This is a genomic window from Kitasatospora sp. NPDC001664, from assembly GCF_053596675.1.
Map to the genome: position 1 here is coordinate 298659 of NZ_JBSFGS010000003.1, position 19944 is coordinate 318602.

Here is a 19944-nt window from a genome sequence, read left to right on the forward strand (position 1 = left end):
CGGTCAGGGCGGCTTGAGGGGTGGGCGTGGCGGAGCGACCGGAGTCCGACGAGGTGGCACAGCGGGCGGCGGCCGGGGTGAACCGGGTGGACGGCGGCCGGGTGGACGGTCACCTCATCCAGGCCCAGGTGATCGAGCACCTGACGGTCAGCGGCCCGCAGCGGCCGGTGCCCGGCCAACTCCCGCTCACCAAGGGCAGGTTCTTCGACCGTCAGGCCGAACAGGCCGGTTGCACCGCGGAGCTCGGCCGCCCCCGCACCGGGCGCCCGGCGGTGCTGGTGCTCAGCGGCGTCGGCGGCGTGGGAAAGAGCGAGCTCGGGGCCCACTGGGGCCACCGGATGCGCGAGCGCTTCCCCGACGGCCAGCTCTACGCCGACCTCGGCCGGCTGCGCCAGGACGGCGCGGTGGACTTCGCCGCTGTGCTCGGCGGCTGGCTGGAGTCGCTCGGTGTGGACGCCGGCTGGCTGCCGCCCACCTTGGCGGAGCGTCAGGCGCTGTTCCGCTCCCGGACCACCGGCAGCCGGGTGCTGGTTCTGCTGGACGACGTCCAGGACGAGGCCGAACTCGCCCTGCTGCTCCCGGCCGGGGAGCAGAGCGCGGCCGTGGTCACCAGCCAGGCCCGGCTGCCGGAGGCCGAGCAGAACGGCGCACACGCCGTCCCGCTCGGCATGCTCCCGCCGGGAGACGCCCGCCGCATGCTGGCCGAGCTGATCGGCCCCGAGCGGGCGGCCGCCGAAGAGGCGGCGGTGGCCGAACTCGCCGAGCTGTGCGGCGGGTTGCCGATCGCGCTGCGGGCGGCCGGCGGGCAGCTGCGCCGGATGCGGCGGGCCCGGGTGGCCGACCTGGTCGACCGGCTGAGAGCGGCCGAGGCGGCGGCGCGGACCGACGGTGGGGCGGGTACGGGTGGCGGGGTGATCGGAGGCACGGGCGTGGAGGCACTCTGGGACGCGAGCTACCAGGCCCTGCCCGAGGACGCCGCCCTGCTCTACCGCTCGCTCGCCGACCACCCGGGCGGCGGGTTCGCCTCCGGGGCGGCCGCGGCCGCCGCCGACCTGGACGCCTGGGCCGCCGAGGCCGGGCTCGCCGAGCTGGTGGACGCCGGGCTGCTCGAGGAGGACGCCGCCACCGGGCGGTTCGGCTACCACCGCCTGCTGCGCGAGCACGCCGCCCGCCGGGCCCGGGCCGCCGACCCGAGCGGCATCGGCCGCTCGGCGATCTGGCAGCGCACCGTCCACTGGTACGCCCGCCAGGCCGAACGCGCCGACCGGGCGATCGGCGAACGGCTGCGCTACCTCGCACCGCTGCCCCAAGGCCCCGGGCCCGACGTGGAGTTCGCCGACGACACGGCCGCCCTCCGGTGGTTCCGCGCCCAGCGGCACAACCTGCTGGCCTGCCTCCACACGGCCGCGGCCCTGGGCGACGACCCGATGGTCTGCCGGCTGGCCGAACCGCTCTGGAAGCTGGTCGAGGACCAGCGGCCGTACGACTACTGGATCGAGGCCTACACCCTCGCCGTCGCCTCCGCCGAACGCGAGGAGGAGCTGCTGCTCCTGGCCCGCTACCGGGCCCAACTCGCCCGGGCCCACTGGGAGCTGCGCGACTTCGACGCCGCCCACGCCCAGTTGCGCCCGGCCCTGGCCGCCACCCGGCTGGCCGGGGACCGGCGGGCCACCGCGATGGTGCTGGAGTTCTCCGGCAAGGCCTGGTTGGCCCAGGGGCGGCTGAACGAGGCCCAGGCCGCCTTCGAGGAGTCGCTCCAGATCAACGAGAACCTCCGTCAGGTCCGCGGCACCCGGCTCCAACTCCACCACCTCGGGCAGGTGTTGGACCGGCGCGGGCAGTGGGACGCGGCTGCGGAGGTGCTGCTGCGCGCGTACCGGCTCGGGGACGGCACCGACCGCCGCACCACCGCCCGGATCGCCACCAGCCTCGGCGGGGTGCAGCTGCGGCTGGGGCGGCTCCAGCAGGCCACCGAACTGCTGGAGCAGGCCCTGCACGTCTTCACCGAACGGGACACCCCGGTCGACCGGGCGCCCGTGCTGGAACTGCTCGCCGAGACCGCACTGGCGGCCGGGGACCGGGCGGCCGCCCACCGGCACCTGGACGCCGCCTGGCGGATCCACCAGGCCACGGGCAGCCCCCGGGCCGCCGAACTCGGTGCCAAGGTCGAGGAGTTGGAGGCTTCCTCGGAGCCGGAGTGCTCCGAGGGCTGAACCCCTGACCCCGCCAGGCGCGCCGAGCCACGGGTTCAGCGGAAGGCGGCGGCGTGGCGCCCGGCCCAGTCGGCGAAGGAGTGCGGGGCGCGGCCGAGCACCGTCTCCACGTCGGGGCTCAACCGCACCTCCTCGGCGTTCGGCTCGCCGAGGATGTCGAGGGTGCCCTCCGCCACCACCTCCGGGAGGAAGCGGGTGAGGTGCCCGCGGGCCTCGTCCCGGCTCAGCTCCACGAACCGGACCGGCTCGCCGACCGCCGCGGCCAGCGCCTCGGCCTGCTCGCGGGGCGAAACCCGCGCGGGGCCGGTCAGTTGGTAGGTCCGTCCGGCGTGGGCGCCCGCCCGGTCGCGGAGCGCCGCGGCCGCCACGGCGGCGATGTCCGCCGGGTCCACCAGCGGCAGGCCCACCTCGCCGAAGGGCGCCGCCACCGTCCGGTGGGCCTTCACCGACTCCAGCCAGAGGTAGGCGTTGGAGGCGAATCCGCCGGGGCGCAGAACGGTCCACTCCAGGCCCGAACCGCGCAACGCCGCCTCGAAGGCCCGCAGGCCGTCGTGCGAAGCCAGCCCGGGACGGGTACCCGCCGCCTGCGAGGACTGGAGCACCACCCGCCGCACCCCCGCCGCCTTCGCCACCCCGAGCACCGCCTCCGGATCGAGCTCCGCGCCCGATCCCGCGATCAGCAGGTACAGCGCCTCCGCCCCCGCCAACACCGGCTCCAGGGAAGCCGGTTCGGCCAGATCGGCCACCCGGTGCAGCACCCCCTCCGGGAGCCCCTCCGCCGCGTTCCGGGACACCGCCGTCACCCGCTCCCCGGCCTCGGCCAGGACCTGCACCAGCGGTCGGCCGACGTTCCCGGTGGCTCCGGTCACCACGATCATCTTCTGCTCCACTCTCGTCACTGCCCCGTCCGTCCGGGGCGATGAGACCAGCCTTCCGGTCAAAGTGGCCACCTTCTGGCCAGTTTGACGAGCCGCCGGAAAGCCGGTCGGAGTGGGCGAAGGCTTGAGTTGGCGGATCTCGGTTCGGTAACGCCGAGTTGCTGCAACTCTCTAGCTAGATGACACCTGGTCGCAACGGTCGACACCGACGAGTCGAGACGGCTCCGCGTCGACCGGCGCCGACTGGGCTCACCTTCATGTCCGAACCAGCCCCTGGCCCTCGCATGCAGTCTTTAGAATCGCGATGTCTCCCTCTGTCGATAGGGTGCCCGGATGCGCTATCTCGCCGAGCCTTTCGCTGTCGGTGCCCTGACCCGCGGGCGATCAGTCGAGCAGTTCCTCGGCTCTGCTGGTGATGCCCAGGCACCTGGCGTCCGCTGGGTCGAGGTTGTTCCGACCGGCTCCCGGTTCAAGGTAGTTCTCCACACGTCGGCGGACATCGGAAGCGAGAACTTCTGCGACCTTGTCGAGTTCCCGCCGCTGGACCCCGCGAATGAAGACGACGAGTTCGGCCTGGAGATCGCCGCAGCAACAGAGGCACGTGACGCCCTCGCCCTTGCGGAACATCACACTGGAGCCGTTCGTGGCCGCTGGGTCAATCAGGGTATGGCTCAGGACGATTACAGCGACTTCGTGCTCGCCGGCCGACCGGGGCAAGCTTCACCGGGCTGACGGCGGCTTGTGCGCTGACCCACCGCCAGCCGTTGGATACCTCTCCCATCAGGCGACAGGTGTCGCGCTGACCGGACCAGAGGGCCGAACGTCGAGTATCACCGCGAGCGACAGCAGTGTGCCGAGTCACAGTTGCCGTCGGCTTCGAAGAATGCCCCGCAAGCCTGCGCCAGGTGGTGCTCCGGGTGAGTGGGTAGCGGCTTAGTGGCGAGGACACCGAGTACGACGTGGCTGATCGGAGCCGGTGAGGTCTCCTGGCTGCTACGCGTTACGGTGGCCGTGCCGATGACGTCGTCCCGGCCGGTGCAGACGTTCACTTGGCGGGCGGAGCCATGTGCGATCATCGCTGACATGTTCGAAGATCAGCGCCGGAAGCAGGCCATTGCGGCCGTCGAGTCGCATGTCCGCGACTTCTTCGCCGGTCACGAGATCCAGGCGCATGACTACGATCTTGGGCCTGGTCGGCGGGAGGCCGTTCCGGGTCTCCGCATCATCGCGGCCGGCCCGGGGCCACGCTGCAACCTCTGGACGTACGTCACCGCTGGCTGCTGGTCAGCGGTGGAGAAGCACGGACACGGACTTGAGTTCGCGTTGACCGCTCCAGCGGGCGATGTGAGCTTCGTCGATCTTCTCGCGAAGATCGCGTACTACCACGCCGGACATCATCTCGACCTTGAGCACAGCATGCCCATCGGTGAGCCGTGGATCCCTGGGTCCTCCTGTGACCACCTGCTCGTCTGTCTGCCCTACGTTCATGGGCCGGATCTCGAACACTGCCCTTTGCCCAACGGCCATGCGCGAATCCTATGGACTCTCCCGGTGACGGCGGCCGAGATCGCGTTTCGTCGCGAACACGGCCATGAAGCACTTGAGCAGCTCTTCGACGAACACGAGATCGAGCCGGTGGATCCCCAGCGCGCCTCAGTGGTCTGACGATTCCGACTGGGCACTCAGTGGGGCCGAGCCGTACGGCTGATCCCGTCCGCCAACTATCGTCATCGAGATCCGCCAAGGCGGGTTGTCCGCGGCGATGCCGGCCTGGGTGTCGTGCAGAGCCACCCGCGTACCAGAACCTTCACTCACACGCGGAGCCAGCAGAATGGCGGTCCATGAGAGCCGATCGACTGGTCGCCACCCTGCTGCTGCTCCAGCGGCGGGGCCGCGTCACCGTGGCCGAGGTGGCCGCCGAGCTGGAGACCTCCGAGCGCACCGCCCGGCGCGACCTGGAGGCGCTGGCCGCCTCCGGCGTGCCGCTGTACTCCCAGCGTGGCCGGGGCGGCGGTTGGACCCTGGTCGGCGGGGCCCGCACCACGCTCAACGGCTTGACCACGGACGAGATCCGCTCGCTCTTCCTCACGGCCGGGCCCGCCGCCTCCTCACCCGAGGCCCGCACCCTGCTGCGCAAGCTGGTCCAGGCCCTGCCCGCGCCCCAGCGGGCCGGGGCCGAGGCGGCCGCCCGCGGCGGTGTGGCCGACCCGACCGACTGGTCCCGGGCGCCCGTCACCGCCGCCGAACCGCACCTGGAGGTGCTCCAACGGGCCGTGGTGGAGGGCGAACAGGTCCGGCTCGGCTACGCCACCCCAGGGCGGCCCGAGCGGGAGCGCACCGTCCACCCGCTCGGCCTGGCCACCAAGGCGGGCGTCGGCTACCTCGTCGCGGCCACCGAGGCGGGCCTGCGCTCCTACCGCCTCAGCCGCGTCACCGGGGCCACTCCGACCGGCCTGCCCGTCGACCGTCCGGAGGGCTTCGATCTGGCCGCCGTCTGGCGGGAGTTGGCCGCGGGGATGGAGGAGCGCCTGCATGCCGCCACCGTGCTGGTGCGGGTCGAGCCCGGCACCGAGGCCCTGCTGCACCGCCTGAGCTCCGGCCGGGTCCGGCCGCTGCGCGAACTCCCGGACGGGCGGCGGGAGCTGGAGGTCGACGGCCCGGCGCCCGAGGTCATCGCGGCCCGGCTCGCCGGGCTCGGGGCGCGGATCGAGATCCTGGAACCGCCGGAGGCCAGGGCCGAACTGGCCCGGATCGGGGCGGAGCTGACCGCCCGATACGGTGAGGACGCATGAGGACGAGTGGTGGGGGAGTGCAGTGGTCGAGGTGGACCGGCGCGGGGCGTTCGGCGTGAACTTGGTGGGCCTGGCGGGGGCGGCGTTCCCGCTGGCCTTCAGCGTCCGGGAGGACGAGGGGATCCGGACGGTCTCGGCCGCCGCCGCGCAGGGCAGCGAGCTGCTGGACCTGCTGCTGCGGTCCGCGCGGGAGGAGGTGGTGGTGGCCGGCCTGGCGACCAACAGTTTCCTGGACGAGGACTACCGGTTCTGGAGCCCCGGGGAGATCGCGGCGGACCAGGGCGCAGCCTGCCGGGTCCACCCGATCGGTGACCGGGCCGGTGGGTCGATCGACCTGAGCGAGGAGCTGCTGGTGCTGGAACGGGACGTCATGCCCCGCTTCCTGGACGGCAGTTGGTCACCCTACGAGCTGACCCTGGTGGACGTGGAGCCGGGGCAGACGGCGGAGCAGCTGGACGAGCTCGCGCTGGCGATCGGCACGGCCCGGGCCGGTGAGCCGGTGCTCACGCGCCTGCCGGGCTCGCGGTTCTACTTCTCCGGGCACGACGACTGCTATGTGCACCTGGAGACCAGGGACGCGGAGCTCCCGGCCCGGCTGTTCGCCCGGCTGCTGGCGCTGATGGCCGGCTCGGCCCTGCACGGCGTGCGGGGCGCCGCCCGGCGCCGACGGACAGACCCTGGCGGTTCCGGAGCCCGACGGGGCGCTGGTGGAGCGGCTGATCGCCCGGAGCCCGCACTGGATCGGCGTCGTGGCGGAGGCTTCCGAGGCCGGGGTGGGCATCGCGCTGGGCGTGCTGGAGCGGCCCTGGCGGCTGGGGGAGTGGCCGGAGCGGACCGACCGCACGGCCGTGCTCGACCTGGGCACGGGGACCTGGCGGATGGCCGACGGGGAGTCAGCAGGCCGAGGGTGACGCCGGTTCGACGGTGGCGGTGTGGCGGTGGCCGCCGATCTCGATGCGGACGGCGCCGGGCACGGGCTCGCCCAGGGACAGCAGGTGGTGCAGGGCGGAGGCGGCGAGCAGCGGGTCGGCGTCGGCGGTCAGGGTGGTGGTGAGCAGCTCGCCGGTGCGTAGCCGCAGCAGGCAGCGGTGCCGGTCCAGGACGACGGCCGCGATCCGGCAGGCGGGGTGGCGGGCGAGGGTGCGGTCGAGCCAGTCGGTGCCGAGGGTGGGCTCGTGGGTGGAGAGGACGGCCGCACTCTGGGCCAGACGCCCGGCCTCGGGCGAGAGCTCGGCCAGCCGGTGGCGGTGGGCCGCCTCGTCGTGGGGGTGGAGGTCCGACAGCCGGGAGGGGCGGCGCTCCAACCGGACCAGGGCGGGCTTGCCCTCCGTCGCGGGCTCCACCAGGGCGGTGTGGACGGTGAGTTGGCGGACCGGCGCGGTGTCGAGCCGGGGGAGCGGGACCGGCTCCGCGGTCGGGGCGGTGGCGGGCGGGGTGAGGCCGAGGTGGCGGTGGACCAGCTCGGCGAGCAGTGTGAGCGAGGAGCCCTCGGCGGCGAACGCGCCCGGCGGCAGCAGGGCCGGGGCGAGGTCGCCGGAGAGCTGCGGGAGGAGTGGCGCGGTGAGGTCCAACCGGGGTGCGGTGGCCATGAGTTCGGCCATCGGTGAGTCCGGGTCGAGCTCGTCGTGGCCGGTGCCGTCCGTGCCGCCCGTGCCCTCCGCGCCGACCGTGCCGTCGGTGGCGAACAGGACCGGCAGCCCGGCTGCCGCGGCGTAGAGCGCCACCGAACCGTGGTCCCCGATCAGCACCCCGGCGGCCGCCAGCGCCGCTCGCCACCCCTCCTGCGGCGGCACGCAGATCAGCCCGGCGGCGCGGGCGCTCGTCTGCCGCAGGCGGAGGGCGAAGGCGCCGTGCTCGGCCCACTCGTTCGGGTGCAGCACCAGGGCGACCCGGTACTCGTCCACCGGCAGCTCGGCCAGCAGGCGGGTGAGCAGCTCGGGGTGACGGTGGCTCAGCGAGGCGCGGCCCCAGGTGGAGGAGACCACGACCAGCTGCTGTCCCGCCCGCAGCCCGAAGGCGCGGCGGTACTCCTCCCGCCACTCCAGACTGGCCCGGAGACGGTCGTGGCAGGGGTCCCCGACCACGGTGGCCCGTTCGGCGGCGGGTGGGCAGGCGCGGGTCAGCCTGGTCAGCTGGGCGGGGTGGGCGAGGCCGATGGCGGCCGGGACCACCTCGCCGTCGTGGAGCAGCTGTTCGGGGGAGAGGCCGGAGGGCGCGGCGGCGTCGGCGCCGCCCAGGCGCTTGTTAAAGCCGGCGCCGTGCGGGACGAGGAGGAGCGGGGAGCGGAGACGGTACAGCTCGCCGTTGGCGCTGGCGCCGATCGCCAGGCCGTAGCGGCGGTCGACGGCGTCCCGCCAGGGGGTGACCCGGATGTGGTGACGCTCCAGCAGCTCGGGGAGGCCGTCGTCGTAGGCGGAGCCGGGTGCGATCGTCCAGTGGAGGCGGACGCGGTGGTCGTCGGCGAAGAGCGGGACGACGTCGAGCAGGCGGTTCAGGGTCGTCGCGGTGCGGATGACCAGGAGCACGCTCGGCCCGTCGGCCGACTCCGCCACCGCATCCCCCGTACCCCGTGCTTCACCCCGTGCCGCGCCCCCGTTCACGCCGCCACCCGCGAGGGCCGTGCGCGGACCGCCGACCGCGAGACGCGACGGCTCCCGGCTCCCGGCTCCCGGCTCCCGGCTCCCGGCTCCCGGCTCCCGGCTCCCGGCTCCCGGCATGATACCGCTCCGATCGTCAAAACCGCAGGTCAAGGGCGTTGTGGGCGCCGACCGGCCGGCGGGGCCGGTCGGCAGGGCGTGACCCCGAGACGATACCCCGTGGTCAGCTCCCGTTCCGGCTCCACTGGTGGACGACCTCCGGATAGCGCCCCGACGGCGCATCGAGCAGACCGCCGCCCGGCCGCAGGAGCAGGAAGCGCTCGAAGAAGGCCGCGACGTACGCGCGGACCACCTCGGTGCCCCGCCGCGCCGCGACGGTGCCGAGGAAGGCGCCGTGGGTCGCGGGGTCCCAGACCTGGTCCAGCCGCCCCGGCCCGGCCAGGTGCGGGATGTCGGTGGCGGTCAGGTGCCCGGCTCCGGTGATCCGCAGTTGGCGGCCCCAGGCGTGGTGGTGTTCCCGGAAGAGGCGCCAGGTGTCGTGGTCCTCCAGGGAGTTGAGGAGGAGGAAGGGCCGGTCGAGTCCGGTCCGGGGGACGGTCGAGCCGAAGAGTCCGCCGTCCAGGTCGAGTCCGGCCGCGAAGCGGCGGTCCTGCCGCATCGCCTCGGCGGCGGCCGCCCCGCCCAGGGAGTGGCCGAGCACGCCGACCGGCCGCCCGGCCGTCCCGGGCAGCAGCCGGGTCAGCCGCTCCGCGACGAAGCGCAGGTCGGCCGCCCGGGCCGCGACCTCCTTGCGGTCCTGGGCGTCCCAGTCCTCCGGTTCGGCGGGCAGGTTGCCCGCCACCAGCCGGCCGTCCGGGAACTCCACCGCCGCCGCGTCGTAGGTGTGGTCCACGGCGGCCACGACGAAGCCGCGCGAGGCCAGTTCCTCGGCCAGTGCGGTGGCCCCGGCCCGGATGCCGGTCCGCCCGGGGCTGAAGAGCACCAGCGGGCCGCCGCCCGGAACCCCGGCCGGAACCCCGGCCGGCGCTCCGGTGACGGCGTGGCCGCGCAGTCGGCCGACCAGACCGGCGGGCAGTCCGAGCCCGGCCTCGACCGCCGCCGCCACCCGGGGTGAGGTGTACGCGGCCGCCGGGCCGCCGTCCACCGACCGTGCCGGGTACCAGAGTTGGACCATCAGCTCGCGCGGCGCGGGCACCGGCGCGAACGGGTCCTGACGCTGACGGTCGATCAGATGGACCGAGCGGGTGGCGACTTGCCGGTGGCCGGTCGGTGCGGGCAGCCGCACGCTGCTCGGGGCGGCCGCGTGCGCGGTGGGGGCGGCGAGCAGCGCGGCCGCTCCGCCTCCCGCGATGGTCAGGACGGTGCGACGGGCGATCACGACTGCCTCCGTGGGGGTGGGAGTTCAGCGAACGGCACGGCGCGCACGGGGAATTGGTCTGTACCTCTGCGCCGATGCCCGCACTGTAGCGAACCGCTGCCGCACGTGCCGAGGGCCCGGGCGGTGGTGGCACCGCGCCGGGCCCTCCGGAGGCTGGGGCTCTGGGATCAGTCCAGGTAGTCGCGCAGGACCTGCGAGCGCGACGGGTGGCGCAGCTTGGACATGGTCTTGGACTCGATCTGGCGGATGCGCTCGCGCGTCACGCCGTAGACCTTGCCGATCTCGTCCAGGGTCTTCGGCTGGCCGTCGGTGAGGCCGAAGCGCATCGAGACGACGCCCGCCTCGCGCTCCGCCAGGGTGTCGAGCACCGAGTGCAGCTGCTCCTGGAGGAGGGTGAAGGAGACCGCGTCGGCCGGGACGACCGCCTCGGAGTCCTCGATCAGGTCACCGAACTCGCTGTCGCCCTCGTCGCCGAGCGGGGTGTGCAGGGAGATCGGCTCGCGGCCGTACTTCTGGACCTCGACCACCTTCTCCGGGGTCATGTCCAGCTCCCGGCCGAGCTCCTCCGGGGTGGGTTCGCGGCCCAGGTCCTGGAGCATCTGGCGCTGGACGCGGGCCAGCTTGTTGATGACCTCGACCATGTGCACCGGGATGCGGATGGTGCGGGCCTGGTCGGCCATCGCGCGGGTGATGGCCTGACGGATCCACCAGGTCGCGTAGGTCGAGAACTTGAAGCCCTTGGTGTAGTCGAACTTCTCCACGGCGCGGATCAGACCGACGTTCCCCTCCTGGATCAGGTCCAGGAAGAGCATGCCGCGGCCGGTGTAGCGCTTGGCCAGCGAGACCACCAGGCGGAGGTTGGCCTCCAGTAGGTGGTTCTTGGCCCGGCGGCCGTCCTCCGCCAGCAGCTCCATCTCGCGGCGCAGCTGCGGGCTCATCGAGTCGTCGGTGTCGACCCGCTCCTCGGCGAACAGGCCGGCCTCGATGCGCTTGGCGAGCTCGACCTCCTGCTCGGCGTTGAGCAGCGGGACCTTGCCGATCTGCTTCAGGTAGTCCTTCACCGGGTCGGCCGTGGCGCCGGCCGTGGCGACCTGCTGGGCCGGGGCGTCGTCCTCGTCCCCGTCGGAGAGCACGAAGACCTCGGCCTCCCGGTCCTCCTCGGGTTCGGCCGCCTGGGCGCCGTTCTCCTCCCACTCGCCGTCGTCGGACGACGGTGCGGCCACCGGCACCTTGGCGGTGGCCCGCTTGACGGGACGCTTCTTCTCGGCGACGGAAACCCTGCTGGGCGAGCTGAGCGACACGAGGAGCCTCTCACAAGGGGAGTGGGACAGCGCGGGTACGGACTCGTCCCGCGCGACAACACCTCCCCTTTCATCGCGGCAGGAGTCGATCCGTTACGGATCTAATTACGTGACGTGGACCACGGTATTGCGCCCAATGGCCGAAAGCCGCTACGCCCGACCGGGGGGATATGGGGTGGTTCGTCCAGGATCATGGCGGACGGTCGGTGGAGGGGAGCACCCGGTCGCCCTCGTCGGTGAACTCTCCGGGCAGTGTTGCACCCCCTTTCGGAACATGATCGTCCGGATTCGTGGGGGAAGTGTGTTGCCGCGGTGGGGGCATGTCGTAATCTCAGGTGCTCGTGTATCGATCTCGGGGGGATTCTCGTCATGCGTCGTGCCGTGTCCGCAGCCGCGTTGGTGGCCGCGCTGGCCTTGGTCGCCGGTTGTGGGGAGGAGCCGCACCCGGCCGGCAGTGACCACGTGGAGCCCGGCTCCGGGAAGTCGTCCGCCGCCGCCCAGGCCTCCGGCGGTGCGGCCTCGCCGACGGGCACCGGGGCGGGGGCCGCCGCGCCGGGGACGACGTTCACGGTGGCGTTCGCGGGGGACGTGCACTTCGAGGGGCGGACCGAGGCGCGGCTGAACCTGAAGGCGCCGGAGCAGGCGCTAGGGCCGATATCCAAGAAGCTGGCCGACGCCGACCTCTCGGTGCTGAACCTGGAGACCGCGATCACCGAACGCGGTGCTCCCGAAGTGAAGACCTACACCTTCCGCACCCCGGCCCGCTCGCTCAAGGTGCTCCAGGACTCGGGCGTGGACGTGGTCTCGCTCGCCAACAACCACGCCGTGGACTTCGGCCAGCCGGGGCTGACCGACACGCTGGCGGCCAAGGCCTCCTCGCCGATCCCGGTGGTCGGCATCGGCAAGGACGCCGCCGAGGCGTTCACCCCGTACGTGGCGGACGTCAAGGGCGTGAAGGTCGCCGTGGTGGCGGCGAGCCAGGTCGACGAGGAGACCAACCGGAAGTGGCGGGCCGGGGCCGGCAAGGCCGGCATCGCCTCCGCGCTGGACGAGGCCGCGCTGCTGAAGGCGGTGACGCAGGCCAAGGCGCAGGCCCCGGTGGTGCTGGTGTACCTGCACTGGGGCGAGGAGGGGAAGGCCTGCCCGACGGCCGGGCAGACCTCCATCGCGAAGAAGCTGTCCGCCGCCGGTGCCACCGCCGTGGTCGGCACGCACGCCCACACCATGCTGGGCGCGGGCATGCTCGGCTCCACCTACGTGGCCTACGGCTTCGGCAACTTCCTCTGGTACGGCACCTCCAGCTACGCCAACTCCAACGAGACCGGCGTGACCACCCTGACCCTCACGGCCGAGGGGAAGGTCACCGGCGAGGAGTTCACCCCGGCCCAGATCAGCGGGCAGGGGGTGCCCGTCCCGGAGACCGGGGCGCAGGCCGCTGCGTCGCTCAAGCGCCGCGACGGGCTGCGCGGCTGCACGGGCCTGGCCCCGGTCCCCAAGTAGGGCGCGGCGTCAGCGGCCGCCGTTGACCACGGCGCTGGAGACGCCGCCGGCCGGGACGTTCCAGCGGGTGAGGATCTTGTCGTACTCGCCGTCGCGGATCAGCTGGTCGAGCACCTTGGCCAGGACGTCGCGCAGCGCGGTGGAGTCCTTGGCCAGGGTGATCCCGTACGGGCTGGTCAGGAACTGACCGCCGGTCACCTGGAAGCGGCCCTTGCCCTGGCCGTCCCGGGTGTTGTACTCGGCCACGGGGTAGTCGTTGAGGTCGGCGACCGCCCGGCCGGCGGCCACCTCCGCCAGGGCCTGCTGGTCGTTGTCCATCCGTCGGATGGTCAGCGGCTTGCCGGTCTTGGCGCAGGCGGCGGTCTGCCGCTGGGCGATCTCGTCCTGCACGGTGCCGCGCTGGAGGGCGACCGTCTGGCCGCACAGGTCGTCCAGCGAGCCGATCCGGGCCGGATTGCCCTGCCGGACCAGGATCGAGGTGCCGGTGACGAAGTAGTCGACGAAGTCGACGCCCGAGTCGACGGTGCGGCCCTGGTCGTCCAGTCCGAGCTGGCGCTGGCGGGTGTCCAGCACCGCCGACATGGCCAGGTCCACCCGGCGCTCGCGGACGGCCGGCAGCACCTGCTCGAACGGCAGGTCGGTGAACTCCGCCCGCAGCCCGAGCCGGGAGGCGAGGGCCCGGGCCAGGTCCACGTCCAGGCCGGCCGGGGAGCCGTCCTGCTCCTTGAAGTCGACGGGCGGGTAGTTGAGGTCGGAGGCGATCCGCAGGACACCCGCATCCCTTATGGCGCGCGGGAGTTGGGCGCGGAGCTTGGCGGTGGACCCCGGTTCGTCGGTGGTGGCGCTGGCGCACGCGGCCAGCGTCAGGCAGCCCAGGACCGCGAGGGCGCGGCCGGGCACGGTGGAGACGTGCATGGCGAGGGTGCTTCCTGAGGGAGGGAAGTGTGAGGGGAGCCGCCGCCGTCGGGCTGCCGGGGTTGTGCAGCCTGCCAGGGTGCGGGCCTCGCCGTGCCCCTGATACCGCCGCTGTGTGAGCGGCCGGCCGGTCGGCGCAAGGGCCCGCCGTACGGGGCGGGACCGCCATCCTCGCACCCCGGGCCGTGCGGAGTGCCACCACCCCCTCGGTCCGCCGTCCGCCCGGCGGGCCTACCGGGCGTCGAGGTAGACCCAGGCGCCTTCTTCGCGGACGAAGTGGCTGTGCTCGCGCATCGAGCCCTCCTCGCCGCCGTCGCGGTAGTGCGCGCGGAAGGTGACGGTGCCCTCGGTGTGGAAGGCCCCGCCCTCGGTGGTGGCCAGCACCTCCAGGCGCTCCCAGACCAGGCCCGGGTCGAAGTCCAGCGAGCCCGGGCGGGTGGCCGCGGCCCAGCTGCGCAGCAGGTAGGGCTCGTCGTGCACGGCGAAGGCGCTGTAGCGCGAACGCATCAGCTGCTCGGCGGTGGCGGCGGCCTTCTCACCCCGGTGCAGCGGCCCGCAGCAGGCACCGTACGCGGCCTCCCGCCCGCACGGGCAGGGGGCGGTGTCGGGCAGCGCGGCGGATGTCAGCGCGGTGGCGGCGGGGCGTGGTGCGGGTGCGGGCTTGCGGCGTCGGGACATCGCACCATTGTCGCCCAGGCCGCAGCGGCGCCCGGCGGGGCGGCGGCCACGCGGGTCAGAGACCGCGCAGGCGCTCCAGGTCTCGGCGGTCGCGCTTGGTCGGGCGGCCGGTGCCGCGGTCGCGGATGCCGAGCGCGGCGGCCTCCTCGCGGGGCGGGGGCGGCGGGCTGTCGTCCCGGTAGCAGCCGACGGCGATCTCGGCGCCGACCCGCTTGCGGATCAGCTTGCGGACCGTCACCACCCGCTCCCGGCCGTCGTGGAAGAGCCGGACGACGTCGCCCTCGCGGACCACCTGGGCGGGCTTGGCGCGCTCGTCGTTGACCTTGACGTGCCCGGCTCGGCAGGCCGCACCGGCCATGGAGCGGGTCTTGGTCAGCCGCACCGACCAGATCCAGCTGTCGACCCGTACGCTCTGCTCTTCCTCCGCCATGGCACCGACCCTACCCCCGGCGGGGTGGGGTCGAGCCGGATTTTCCGGGCGGTGCGCGCGGGCCCGGGGGAGAGTGCTGGCGTTGACGTCGGGGGCAAGGTCTACGGTCGGGGCATGCGGATCGGAGAACTCGCGGCACGGGCCCACACCACCACGCGCACCCTGCGGTACTACGAGTCGCGCGGTCTGCTGCCCGCGCGGCGGAGCGTCAACGGCTACCGCACGTACGACGAGGAGGACCTGCGGCTGCTGCGGCAGATCCGGATGCTCCAGGACTTCGGCTTCGAGCTGGAGGACACCCGCCCGTTCGTGGAGTGCCTGCGGGCCGGGCATCCGGCCGGGGACTCCTGCCCGGCCTCCCTCCAGGTCTACCGGGCCAAGCTGGCCGAGCTGGACGAGTGCATCGACCGGCTGCGCCAGGTCCGCGACCAGGTGGGAGCCCAACTCCTGCGCGCGGAGGAGGACATGGCGCGGCTCGCCGGGGAGGCGGCCGACGCCGAGCCCTCCTGCGAGCTCCTTCCGCACGGTCATTCCTGACAGAACACCGACCCGCCCGAGGAGGGCCTTTCCGATGAGTGCTCAGCTGACCTCCGTCACCGACGAGACCTTCGCCGCCGAGGTGCTCGCGGCCGACCTGCCGGTCCTGGTCAAGTTCACCGCCGACTGGTGCCCGCCCTGCCGGATGGTCGCCCCGGTGCTGGCGGAGATCGCCGCCGAACGGGCCGGCACCCTGCGGGTGGTCCAGCTCGACGTGGACAGCAACCCCGAGACCCAGGCCGCCTACAGCGTGCTCTCGATGCCCACCATGATGGTCTTCCGCAACGGCGAGCCGGTGAAGTCGGTGGTCGGGGCCCGGGCCAAGGCGCGGCTGCTGCGCGAGCTGGACGACGTGCTCTGAGACCCGGCCCGGGCCGACCCGGACTGGCCCGGTCCGGGCCGACCAGCCGTCAGAACACGATCTGGTCCAGCTCGGAGAGCTCCGTCCAGCGGTGCTGCGGCGGGGCGCCCTCGGGCACCGGGCCCGGGCGGAGCCGGTCGGCCGCGGGCAGGGGTCCGAGGTCCAGGCCGGTGAGAGCGGCGATGTCCGAGACCGGGGTCTGGAAGGTCCGGAAGGCGCCCAGCGGCGGAACCGCTCCCGCCGCCTCGGCGGCGGCCAACGCCGGACCGGCCGTGGCGAGGTCCGGACTCTGGTCCAACAGGTAGGCGGTGGAGGCCAGTTCGCCGTCCTCGGTGAGGAAGGCGGTCACTTTCCAGAAGCTCAGCGGGATGCGCACGCCCCGGTAGGGCGGATCGCCCGCCCGCAGCACCGGGCCGCTCAGCACCACCAGCTTGCGCTCGGAGTCGGCGGCGTGGTCCAGCAGGTAGCTCTCCAGGCCGAGCCAGAGCAGCTTGCCCCGGTTGAACTCCTCCGACTGCGGCGCGGCGTTGGTCAGGTAGAAGGTGTCGTCGTTGGCCTGGAGGGCCTCGGCCTCCCCGCCCCAGACCGGATCCAGCCGACGGACCAGGTGGCCCCGGTCGAGCGTGTTGTGCTCGTACACCGGGGCACCGGTCTGCTGGTCGGAGGGGATCCGGGGGTCGAAGCGCCAGCGGTCGTCCTCCCGCGTCAGGTCGCGCAGCCGGTGGCCGTCGATCGCCACGGCGGTCGCGGCCGCCAGCCGCCGGTCCGGGCGGAAGACCACCGAGAAGTGGGTGTAGCGCAGCACCACGGTGCCGATGCCGGGGTCGACCGGCAGCGGCAGCGGCACCTCGGGGCCCAGGAAGCGCGGGCGGTAGCCCCGGCGGCCCGCCAGCTCGCCCGGGGTGGGGGCGGGGGCCGGCTCGGGGTTCCGGTGGCGGAGCGGGTCGGGGGAGCTGGAGGTCATGGCGGCCCCCTACCGCCGCCCGGGCCCGGTCACACCTGCTGCCACCCGTTCGGCGGAGGGGTCGTCCCGCGTTCGCCCGTCCGATGAGCGGGCGTCAGTTCCCGTTGCCCGTGCGCTGGTTGCGGGTACGTCCGTCGCCGGTCCGAAGGTCGGAGGGCGCGGCCGTCACCGGTCCGCCCGTCGGCGGAGGAGGCGGCCGAAGTCCGTGCCGGTGCCCGAGGGCGAGGGGAGGGCGCGGGCGGCGGCGTCGTCCAGCAGGGCGGCGACGGTCTCCTGGGCGCAGCCGCGGTTGCTGCCGATGCCGCCGACGGGGCCGCGCTTGGCCCAGCCGACCACGTAGGTGCCCGGGAGGGCCCGGCCGGTGGCCGGGTCGGTGACGCGGCCCAGCCGGTTGGGGAGGGTGCCGGTGCTGTCCTCGTGCGGCAGGCCCGGGACAGGGGTGCCGCGGTGGCCGATGGAGCGGATCACCAGGCCGGCGGGGACGGTCGCGCCCGGCCCGTCGGTGCCGGTGGTCCGGACCTCGATCCCCTCCACCCGCTGCCCGCCGGTGACCGCGGTCGGGGTGGTGTGGAAGCGCAGGGTGATCCGGCGGGCGCCGGCGGGTGGCGCGGGGGCGTCGGCCGGGACGGTCGGCAGACCGGCGAGCAGGGCGCCCTTCTCCCCGGGCAGGGCGGCGGCGATCGCGGCCAGGGTGTCCGGGTCCTCGGCCACCACCACTTCCACGCCCGGGAGTTGGCGCAGCGCCAGGAACTCGGGAGCGGTCCAGGCGGCGTCCTGCGGGCCGCGGCGGGCCAGCAGGACCACCTCGCGCAGCCGGCTGCCGCGCAGGGCGGTCAGCGCGTGGGCGGCGATCTCGGTGCCGGCCAGCCCGTCCGGGTCCTGGAGCAGGACGCGGGTGATGTCGAGGGCGACGTTGCCGTTGCCGACGACGACGGCGCGCTCCGCGGTGAGCGGGACGGCCTCGGCCGGCACGTCCGGGTCGCCGTTGTACCAGCCGACCACGGTGGTGGCCGGCAGGCTGCCGGGCAGGTCCTCGCCCGGCAGGCCGAGGCGGCGGTCGCCGTCGGCGCCGGTCGCGTACACCACCGCGTGGTGGTGGGCGGCGAGTTCGGCGTGCGAGAGGTGCCGGCCGATCTCGGTGGAGAGGTGCAGGCGCAGCCGGGGGTGGCGGTAGACCTGGGCGAAGTGGCCCGCGATCCGGCGGGTGGTGGTGTGGTCGGGCGCCACGCCGAGCCGGAGCAGGCCGCCGCTGACGCTGCGTCGGTCCAGCACGGTGAGCTGGGCGTCGGTGGAGCGCAGCAGCTCCTGGGCGGTGTACGAGGCGGCCGGGCCGGTGCCGACGATGGCGATCCGCAGCGGCTCGGCCCGGGCCGGCAGGCTGCGCGGGAAGGAGGGGGCGCCCCAGGCGTGGTCGGTGGGGTTCTCCTCGTAGTAACGGCGGTTCAGTTCGACGAACACCGTACCGGGGCCGGTGAGTTCGTCGGTCGGCTTGATGGCCTCGACCGGGCAGGCGTCGGCGCAGGCGCCGCAGTCGATGCAGGCCTTGGGGTCGATGTAGAGCAGGTCGGTGCGCCCGAAGTCGGGCTCGTCGGGGGTGGGGTGGATGCAGTTGACGGGGCAGACCGAGACGCAGGTGGCGTCGTTGCAGCAGGAGCGGGTGATCGCGTAGGCCATGGCCGGGTGGGGTCCTCGGTGCTGGGAGCGGTGGGGGCTGCGGCTGGGTGGCGGGCGGACGCCGGTGCTCAGAGCATGTCGACGCGGCGGTAGAGGGCGACGGCCCGGTCGGTGAGCAGGCCGTTGTCGGCGAGGAAGGCCATCAGGTGGGCGGAGCTGGTGCGCATCATGGCCTTGCGGTGCTGGTTCCCGCGCGCCTCCGCGACGGCGCGGACCGGGTCCAGCCCGGCGGCGGCGTAGACGCCCTTGTTGACCATGCTGGAGACGATCACGAAGGCGGCGGTGGCGATCCCGCCCGCTGCCAGCCGGCGGCGCAACGGGCCTGCGCCGTACAGCCGTTCGCGGATCTCCTGGCGGGCGAACTTCATGTGGCGGGACTCCTCCACCACGTGGATCCGGGAGGTGCCGCGGACGATGTCGAGGACGTTCTCGCCGCGCATCCAGTCGCGCTGCATCACGTCCAGCACCTCCTCGGCGACCAGGATGCCGCCGTAGGCCATCTCGCCCCGGGCGGTGGCCTTGAACAGGCGCCCGGCTTCGGCCAGCACGCGCTTGGGCTTGTACTGGGGGGCGCCCATCTTCTCGCAGGCGCGGGCGAACATGATGGAGTGCCGGCACTCGTCGGCGATCTCGGTGAGGGCGAAGCGGAACTCGGCGTTGCCCGGGTTCTTGAGGTACTGGTCGCGCAGCACCATCTGCTGGAGGATCATCTCGAACCAGATGCCGGTGCTCATGATCGAGCAGACCTCGTGCCGGGTGAGGGCGACCCGCTGACGCTCGGTCATCTCGTCCCAGAGCCGGGTGCCGTAGAGGGTGCTCCACTCCGGGTTCAGCCCGTAGTGCTCCTCCGGCAAGGGCGCGTCCCAGTCGATCTCGACGGACGGGTCGTAGGACAGCCGGGCCGAGGAGTCCAGCAGTCGCCGGTACACCTCCTCGCCGTCGGCGGGCTCCGGGTGGATCCGCTCCGCCTGCTCCGTCGTCCCTGCCGCACCGGTCCGGGCCATGGCTGCCTCCGTCGTACGCCTCGCGGGCCCCGAGCCCGCTATTAGACGGAGAGTACAATAAGCGGGTCGCGACGAGAACCCCTCCGGCAGTGCGAAGCCGTGGCGAAGTCGGGGCGAAGCCCGAGTGGAGCCAACTCGGCTTTCCCAGAGGGTGGTTGGACGTGCGTTCGACGCGGTGCCGGATCAGGCCTGCGGGCCGGCGGGGGGCTTGGGCGGGGTGCGGTAGCCCGGGTGGACGCCGGGGGTGAGGCCCTGCTGGTCGGCGACCAGGGTGAGCAGGTCGGAGAGCAGGGCCCGCTGGTCGGGCGTCAGGGCGGCGAGCAGGTCGGCCTCGTGGACGGTGGCCACCTCGCGCACGGCGTGCAGCGACTGCAGCCCCACCGGCGACAGGTGCAGCTCGTGGTGGCGGCGGTCCTCGGTGCTGCGCCGGCGCTCGACCAGACCCTTCTTCTCGAGACCGTCGATCAGTGCGACCACCCGGCTGGGGACGACGCCCAGTTGCTCGGCGAGGGCTCGCTGGCTGAGGCCCGGGCGGGTCGCGATCATCCGCAGCAGGCCCACGTCGGGCGGGTTGAGGCCCAGCTCGGCCGTCCGTTCGGCGAAGCGGGTGGCGGCGTGGCCGCCGACCTGGGCGAGCAGGAAGGCGGGATTGGTCGGGGCCGGGGGCGGTTGCCGGTGGGTGCTCACGGGGTTATCGTACTGCCAGGAAAACGATTCTCTGC

Annotated in this window: 18 protein-coding genes and 1 pseudogene; 8 read left to right on the forward strand and 11 right to left on the reverse strand. The window is 73.7% G+C overall.

Translation table 11 applies throughout. The features are described from left to right. The first annotated feature begins 26 nt into the window (after positions 1-26). Positions 27-2213, forward strand: coding sequence for a tetratricopeptide repeat protein (locus ACWCYY_RS06115; RefSeq protein ID WP_449795266.1), 2187 nt, complete (start codon positions 27-29; stop codon positions 2211-2213). Positions 2214-2248: 35 nt separating this feature from the next. Here ACWCYY_RS06115 and ACWCYY_RS06120 read toward each other — a convergent pair whose 3' ends face one another. Then, the gene (locus tag ACWCYY_RS06120) at positions 2249-3091 is read right to left on the reverse strand and encodes an NAD(P)H-binding protein (RefSeq protein WP_449795367.1); all 843 of its coding nucleotides are present in this window, start codon (positions 3089-3091) and stop codon (positions 2249-2251) included. Between the two features lie 333 nt (positions 3092-3424). On the opposite strand from ACWCYY_RS06120, the gene ACWCYY_RS06125 reads away from it, so the two are divergent. The 4 genes from ACWCYY_RS06125 (at position 3425) to ACWCYY_RS06140 (ending at position 6794) form a co-directional block, all read left to right on the forward strand. After that, entirely contained in the window at positions 3425-3823 is a 399-nt protein-coding gene (locus tag ACWCYY_RS06125) for a hypothetical protein (RefSeq protein ID WP_449795267.1), read from the forward strand. A 351-nt stretch (positions 3824-4174) separates the two neighbouring features. After that, positions 4175-4756, forward strand: a complete 582-nt coding sequence (locus ACWCYY_RS06130) for a suppressor of fused domain protein (RefSeq protein ID WP_449795268.1) — start codon at positions 4175-4177, stop codon at positions 4754-4756. A 176-nt stretch (positions 4757-4932) separates the two neighbouring features. Continuing rightward, positions 4933-5883, forward strand: coding sequence for a helix-turn-helix transcriptional regulator (locus tag ACWCYY_RS06135; RefSeq protein ID WP_449795269.1), 951 nt, complete (start codon positions 4933-4935; stop codon positions 5881-5883). Positions 5884-6590: 707 nt separating this feature from the next. Then, entirely contained in the window at positions 6591-6794 is a 204-nt protein-coding gene (locus ACWCYY_RS06140) for a hypothetical protein (RefSeq protein ID WP_449795270.1), read from the forward strand. Here the strand turns inward: ACWCYY_RS06140 and ACWCYY_RS06145 are convergent. The 3 genes and pseudogenes from ACWCYY_RS06145 to ACWCYY_RS06155 form a co-directional block, all read right to left on the reverse strand. Beyond that, on the reverse strand, positions 6777-8435 hold the full coding sequence (locus tag ACWCYY_RS06145) for a translation initiation factor 2 (protein WP_449795271.1): 1659 nt from the start codon (positions 8433-8435) through the stop codon (positions 6777-6779). The two genes, ACWCYY_RS06140 and ACWCYY_RS06145, sit on opposite strands and share 18 nt — an antisense overlap. A 268-nt stretch (positions 8436-8703) precedes the next feature. After that, complete coding sequence (locus ACWCYY_RS06150) at positions 8704-9858, reverse strand: alpha/beta hydrolase (RefSeq protein ID WP_449795272.1); 1155 nt, start codon at positions 9856-9858, stop codon at positions 8704-8706. A 167-nt stretch (positions 9859-10025) separates the two neighbouring features. Then, a pseudogene (locus ACWCYY_RS06155) lies at positions 10026-11105 on the reverse strand (RNA polymerase sigma factor); the annotation flags it as partial. Positions 11106-11528: 423 nt separating this feature from the next. Here ACWCYY_RS06155 and ACWCYY_RS06160 point away from each other — a divergent pair. Next, complete coding sequence (locus ACWCYY_RS06160) at positions 11529-12659, forward strand: CapA family protein (RefSeq protein WP_449795273.1); 1131 nt, start codon at positions 11529-11531, stop codon at positions 12657-12659. A 9-nt stretch (positions 12660-12668) separates the two neighbouring features. Here ACWCYY_RS06160 and ACWCYY_RS06165 read toward each other — a convergent pair whose 3' ends face one another. The 3 genes from ACWCYY_RS06165 to ACWCYY_RS06175 all read right to left on the reverse strand — a co-directional run bounded on the left by ACWCYY_RS06165 (position 12669) and on the right by ACWCYY_RS06175 (position 14682). Next, positions 12669-13574, reverse strand: a complete 906-nt coding sequence (locus ACWCYY_RS06165) for an ABC transporter substrate-binding protein (RefSeq protein WP_449795274.1) — start codon at positions 13572-13574, stop codon at positions 12669-12671. A gap of 231 nt (positions 13575-13805) precedes the next feature. Continuing rightward, entirely contained in the window at positions 13806-14252 is a 447-nt protein-coding gene (locus tag ACWCYY_RS06170) for a YchJ family protein (RefSeq protein WP_449795275.1), read from the reverse strand. A gap of 55 nt (positions 14253-14307) precedes the next feature. Continuing rightward, entirely contained in the window at positions 14308-14682 is a 375-nt protein-coding gene (locus ACWCYY_RS06175; protein ID WP_345281464.1) for an RNA-binding S4 domain-containing protein, read from the reverse strand. 114 nt (positions 14683-14796) lie between these two features. Here ACWCYY_RS06175 and ACWCYY_RS06180 point away from each other — a divergent pair, with 114 nt between their 5' ends. Both ACWCYY_RS06180 and trxA read left to right on the forward strand, forming a co-directional pair. Beyond that, positions 14797-15219 (forward strand): MerR family transcriptional regulator, encoded by a 423-nt coding sequence (locus tag ACWCYY_RS06180; RefSeq protein WP_345281462.1) that lies wholly within the window; start codon positions 14797-14799, stop codon positions 15217-15219. 34 nt (positions 15220-15253) lie between these two features. Beyond that, entirely contained in the window at positions 15254-15580 is a 327-nt protein-coding gene (trxA, locus tag ACWCYY_RS06185) for a thioredoxin (protein ID WP_345281460.1), read from the forward strand. Positions 15581-15629: 49 nt separating this feature from the next. On the opposite strand, the gene ACWCYY_RS06190 is transcribed toward trxA, so the two are convergent. From ACWCYY_RS06190 to ACWCYY_RS06205, 4 genes are all read right to left on the reverse strand, one after another. Next, entirely contained in the window at positions 15630-16544 is a 915-nt protein-coding gene (locus ACWCYY_RS06190) for a DNA/RNA non-specific endonuclease (RefSeq protein WP_345281458.1), read from the reverse strand. 165 nt (positions 16545-16709) lie between these two features. Further along, the gene (locus ACWCYY_RS06195) at positions 16710-18218 is read right to left on the reverse strand and encodes a 4Fe-4S binding protein (protein ID WP_345281456.1); all 1509 of its coding nucleotides are present in this window, start codon (positions 18216-18218) and stop codon (positions 16710-16712) included. 68 nt (positions 18219-18286) lie between these two features. Next, positions 18287-19222 (reverse strand): AurF N-oxygenase family protein, encoded by a 936-nt coding sequence (locus tag ACWCYY_RS06200; protein WP_345281455.1) that lies wholly within the window; start codon positions 19220-19222, stop codon positions 18287-18289. Positions 19223-19405: 183 nt separating this feature from the next. Then, positions 19406-19909, reverse strand: coding sequence for a MarR family winged helix-turn-helix transcriptional regulator (locus ACWCYY_RS06205; RefSeq protein ID WP_345281454.1), 504 nt, complete (start codon positions 19907-19909; stop codon positions 19406-19408). Positions 19910-19944: the final 35 nt, after the last annotated feature.